7 protein-coding genes (1 of these 7 running past the window's edge) are annotated in these 5,000 nt (G+C 44.8%); all 7 read left to right on the top strand.

The features are described from left to right. Window positions 1-125: the final stretch of a glycosyltransferase family 9 protein gene (locus CFERDRAFT_RS11480; RefSeq protein WP_040433860.1), read on the top strand. Its footprint begins 877 nt before the window's first position; the window shows 125 of its 1,002 coding nt (coding positions 878-1,002); its start codon lies beyond the left edge, outside the window; the stop codon is at window positions 123-125. A 330-nt stretch (window positions 126-455) separates the two neighbouring features. Next, window positions 456-857 (top strand): 30S ribosomal protein S6, encoded by a 402-nt coding sequence (gene rpsF, locus CFERDRAFT_RS11475; RefSeq protein ID WP_006367393.1) that lies wholly within the window; start codon window positions 456-458, stop codon window positions 855-857. Between the two features lie 68 nt (window positions 858-925). After that, a complete protein-coding gene (locus tag CFERDRAFT_RS11470; protein ID WP_006367392.1) occupies window positions 926-1,411 on the top strand; it encodes a single-stranded DNA-binding protein in 486 nt (161 codons plus the stop codon). 35 nt (window positions 1,412-1,446) lie between these two features. Further along, complete coding sequence (gene rpsR / locus CFERDRAFT_RS11465) at window positions 1,447-1,725, top strand: 30S ribosomal protein S18 (protein ID WP_006367391.1); 279 nt, start codon at window positions 1,447-1,449, stop codon at window positions 1,723-1,725. 36 nt (window positions 1,726-1,761) lie between these two features. Beyond that, entirely contained in the window at window positions 1,762-2,217 is a 456-nt protein-coding gene (rplI, locus tag CFERDRAFT_RS11460; RefSeq protein WP_006367390.1) for a 50S ribosomal protein L9, read from the top strand. A 784-nt stretch (window positions 2,218-3,001) separates the two neighbouring features. Beyond that, window positions 3,002-3,358, top strand: coding sequence for a c-type cytochrome (locus CFERDRAFT_RS11455; protein ID WP_006367389.1), 357 nt, complete (start codon window positions 3,002-3,004; stop codon window positions 3,356-3,358). Window positions 3,359-3,484: 126 nt separating this feature from the next. Beyond that, window positions 3,485-4,717, top strand: coding sequence for a hypothetical protein (locus CFERDRAFT_RS11450; RefSeq protein WP_006367388.1), 1,233 nt, complete (start codon window positions 3,485-3,487; stop codon window positions 4,715-4,717). Window positions 4,718-5,000 lie beyond the last annotated feature (283 nt).

Below are 5,000 nucleotides of genomic sequence, written 5' to 3'. Positions count from 1 at the left end.
GCAGACCCTGCTCGCATATCGGAAGGGAGCGTTGTCCGAGGGGGCATTTTCGTTGCATGAACGAACTCTCTGCACGGGACATAGCCAGCAGAATTCTTGACTATTTCAGGCAGGCGGAGTTGTAAAGAGGATCAGCATAGCGCGTTGCAATCGACGGCAATGTCGAGTAAACAGGTATCCCGCCTGCCGGTTGTGGGTAGCCTGGAAGGTGTGATTTAGTGTAAAGTATTAAAAATAAAGAAGATCTATTTTCTGTGCTTCCCGGGAAAACCTTCTTTTTATGGTTTTATCCGGCAGGTTGGAAAACTGGTGTAAATAGATTACCTTTAATGTTCAAATTTGCAGATGGTGTTCAACGGGAAACCGTGAAGCCGTGGGGCTGGTCTGCGCAATACCGGACCCTCGCCGTTTTGCAAGCAACTGAGGAGTAATAATGATTATCAGCAATTTGCGCTATGGAAAAAAACAAACTTTATGAATGTACAGTCATCATTGACGGCGGGCTTCAGGACGAGGCGATTACTGCTGCAATGGAGCTGGTTCAGCGGGTCATTACCGAAAAAGGCGGGAGCATCAGCGGTGTTCTCGAAATCGGACGCCGCAAGACTGCTTATCCGATAAAGAAGAGGACGATCGGATACTATGCCCACATCGAATTTACCGGAGCCCCGGGAGTTATTGCTGAGATTGAAAAGGTACTGCGTTACGAGGAAGATCTGCTTCGTTACCTGATTATCCAGCTTACAGGCGCTCTTCTTGAAATGCGCAAAAGGGTTGAGAAATACAGCGTTGTCATAGGCAGTCCGGAAGATGTTGCGGCCCTCGAGGCAGCAGCTTCTGAAGCAGCGGCTAAATGATCGTCATGTTTGGAGTGAAAGCAAGCGAACGACGTGATTCCTTTTGAGATTTAAACGGAGTAGATGTTATGGCTGAATTGAAAATGCCTGAAATAAACAGTGTAATAAACAGTGTGATAATCGCAGGAAATCTCACGAAAGATCCGGTATTCAGGCAGACTAATTCAGGCGGAACGCCGGTCGTTAATTTTTCAATTGCATGTAACAGAAGGTTCCGTGACAGCAATCACATGTGGCAGGAGGATGTCTGCTATGTTGGTGTGGTAGCATGGAACAAGCTTGCAGAGAGCTGCCGTGACAACCTGAAGAAAAGTTCAGCTGTCCTTGTGGATGGTGAATTGCAAAGCCGCACATGGAAGGCTCAGGACGGAACTTCAAGAACGGTTGTAGAGATAAAGGCAAGAAGAATCCAGTTCCTCAACAAACGTAAAAAAAATGGTGAGGATGATGAAGAGGGCTTTATTGAGGATGAATGTCATGATATCCACCATGGAGAGATTCCTGACGATGAAGCCAGTCACATTTACGAATACAAATACCTTTCCTCCGATTGAGAGGACAGGGTAAGCAAAATTTTGTAAAGATACTTATGAGACAGAAATTCACACAGTCACAAGGCCACAAATCGCAGGGCAACAAATCGTTGAGCAATGCTCTTGCGTCGAAGAAAAAAGTGTCGAAAAATCAGGTGGTATTTTTTGACTATCGCGATGAGCGCAAGCTGAAAAGATTCATCAACGATCAGGGAAAAATTATTCCCCGTCGAATCACCGGTCTTTCTGCCAAAGAGCAGAACCTTTTAACCCATTCAGTGAAGTGGGCAAGGTTCCTGGCAGTAATACCCTATGTTGTCGATGAATACAAATAACCATTTTCGCAATCTATTGAACGAGGAAGCTAAGCAGTGAAAGTCATTTTAAGAAAGGATGTGGCTACCCTTGGCGACACAGGTGAAGTTGTTGCCGTCAAAAACGGTTATGCCAACAATTACCTGATTCCGCAGGGGATCGCAATTAGAGCTACAGAGGGAACGCTCAAGGCTCTTGAAACAGAAAAAAAGCAACAGGCCAAAAAGGTCGAGTTACTGCGCAAGCATGCCCGCGAAGTTGCCCGGAACATTGAGCAGTTAGCACTGAAGGTATATGCCAAAGCCGGTGAATCGGGCAAACTCTTTGGAACCGTAACTTCTGCTGATATTGCTGAGGCACTCAAAGCGCAGGGTTTTGAGATTGATCGTCGCAAAATCACGCTTGACGCTCCGGTCAAGACTCTTGGCAAATTTGAAGCAGATGCCAGACTCTTTTCGGATATATCGGTAAAAGTTCATTTCGAAGTTGAGGCCGAAGGTGCGGGAGAGTGAGGATTATTAATGAATAACTTCTGACCCTATTACGGTTTGATTCTATTGACCAAGCTCCGTAACACTAATTGTTACGGAGCTTATTTTTTTTCTCGTCGAGCCTCGCTCATAGGACCTGTAGTGATGATTTTAGTGATTTATTAGGTCATATATCAGCAATTAAATCAATCGTTTAACAGATCTCATCAAAATTATTGAGTCTCTTCTCGGGTAGTCGTAAGTATATCGTTTTATATCATATTAAATTCTGTAATATGGCAGAAGTCAGTACGGAGAAGGGTTGCTGATTTATATATGAAAAGGCGGTTTGAAAACCGGAGGAAATCATCGGCAGGGATCAGAAAGCGCAATGCCCGCGTCATGTCAGCAATTGGGTGAAATTATTTTTTTTGGTTTTTAATATGATTTTAAACATATTTTCATTGTAATTTAATTTTCTGTAGTAGGTGTTGGCTTTATAAGCAGGAAATCGCTATTGGAGTTGATTGATGCCCTGAAACGTTGGCTTCATCCGCTTTATATTTTAATCTTTTCAGGTTGTTCATTTGTCGACATTCGGACGGTGTAGTCCTTTTGTTAGTCTTGTCCCTCTTTTATGTAGCGGACTGATGATTTTATCACTCATTCCGGACATTAAGGGGTTTTATACTATCATGAGCGGTTTTTTAGCGCTTATGATTAGGCTGACGTGAGTAGGGTGAAGAGGGTTTGAGTCGTTCTTTTGAGTGGATCGGCTGAAAAAACAGGTATAAAGTCAATTATATAATCAATAATGGAGATGATTATGAGGCGTTTTGTTCAGGTTTGTTCTCTGATGGTTGTTTTTATCTGTTCCTCGCAAATCGTCAATGCTGAAGATATTGCCAGAGCCACTTTACGTGCAAAGTACGATATGGTTCAGGGTAAGGATGTCTATGAAAGGGCATGTTCAGTATGCCACAGTAGTGGAGTTATGGATGCACCGAAATTCTGTGACATTACGGCCTGGAAGCCAAGAATGGCTCACGGTATGGAGGCTATGGTCAAGCATGCGGTTGAAGGGTTCAACAATATGCCAGCCAAGGGCGGCATGGATGCGCTGACGTTAACTGAAAGTGCCAATGCCGTCGCCTATATGGTCGATCAGTGTCTGTTTGACTGATTCTGATTTCTTGTGAAACAGGAGTTGGTATGCCTTCTGTTTCGGGTTTTATTGATGCACTAACATTAAAAGATTGGTGATTTATCGCCATTTTCAATCATAACAAAAACAATGGAGTGAATAATTATGACGCTTAAAAAAACCATGCTTGTTGGAGCAAGCTGTCTTAGTCTGATGGCGCTTTCTTCGCCGCAGGAGGCATCTGCCACCCCGGTGTTTGCAAGACAGACCAGTCAGTCCTGTGCAGCCTGCCATTTTCAGCGCTTTCCAATGCTGAATGCTTATGGTCGCTCATTCAAGGCTAACGGCTACACAACAGTAGGCAAACAGGGTACGATTGAAGACACCAATCTTTCAACTCCTGCAATTCTTAATGCTGGCCTTGTATCGAAGTTCAGATACCAGAAGACCAACGGAACTGCTGACACCGAGTTGAATGCTGGTGAGTTCCAGGTTCCTGACGAGGCTACGCTTTTTGTTGGTGGCAAAGTTGCAAAGAATATTGGTTTCCAGGCGGAAATCGGTCTTACTACCACAGCAAGCATGCTCGGATTTAAAGTTCCATTCGTATTTCCTGCGAATGACTTTACTTTCAGTGCAATTCCGTTCTACTCCGACGCCCAGGGTGCAGCATATGGCTTTGAGCTTCTGAACACTGGTGCACTGCGCTTCAGCCGCACGTTTGAGAACAGAACAGAGGCTTCAGCTCAGCAGTACATTGGTGCAGCGCACAAAACAACCGGTGTTGCACTGGTTGCGCTCCACAAATATGGCTACATCAGCTATACCCCGTATCTTGTCAAGGATGTTTTGACTGATGGTATTGCATTCTCTTCGGGTCGTCCGCTCAGCTATATCAGAGGTGTTGTAACTCCTGAGAAGGTTGGAAACTGGGATCTTGCTGCAGGTGCTCAGATATGGACCGGCAGTTCAGAAGAAGGAACCGCCTCAGCTCCGACTCGCAATCACGCCAGCGCGTGGGCTATTGACGCACAGGCACAGGGTAAAGCCGGTGACATGCCGCTTGGAGTCTATGTTGCCTATGGCAGCGCAGCCGCTTCGAAAGCAGGCGAGACAGCCAACTTCTATAACGCTTCAACGGTAGCAAGCAAGAATGCACTGACCATCGCAACCGAGCTCGGTATTGTGCCTAACAGACTTGGTATTGGTGTTGCATACAGAAATGCCAACTCCGGTGCAGGTGCAGCAGACAATGACAATGCGCTGACACTTGGAGCAAACTACCAGATTGCAAGAAATATGGTTTTCCAGCTCAACCATAGCTTCTACTCCGGTGACATAAAAACCGACGCTGTCGGAAAACAGCTGACCACAGCAATGTTCTACAGCGCATTCTGATCAAGCAGTTGTTTCGTTGTTACTACTTGAGATCTTTGCTTGAGTCTTAAGCAACTGAATGATTGATTGTAAGTCAAGAGCCGTCTTTACCTTATACAACAGGAAGAGACGGCTCTTTTTATTTAGAGTATAACAGGCAGAGCTTCAGCCTGAATCATATTATTTCAGTAATACAGGCAATATCTATATGTTATGTGAGGTAAATTGACTGAAAGTGGTTACAAAGAGCAATAATCCTACTTCAGATATATATTCTATCTGTGCTTCAGTTGCGACGTCCCCT

The sequence above is a fragment of the Chlorobium ferrooxidans DSM 13031 genome (assembly GCF_000168715.1).
GTDB lineage: Bacteria > Bacteroidota > Chlorobiia > Chlorobiales > Chlorobiaceae > Chlorobium > Chlorobium ferrooxidans.
The sequence above is the reverse complement of the archived record's forward strand: the minus strand, read 5'-3'. Positions and strand labels throughout refer to the sequence as shown.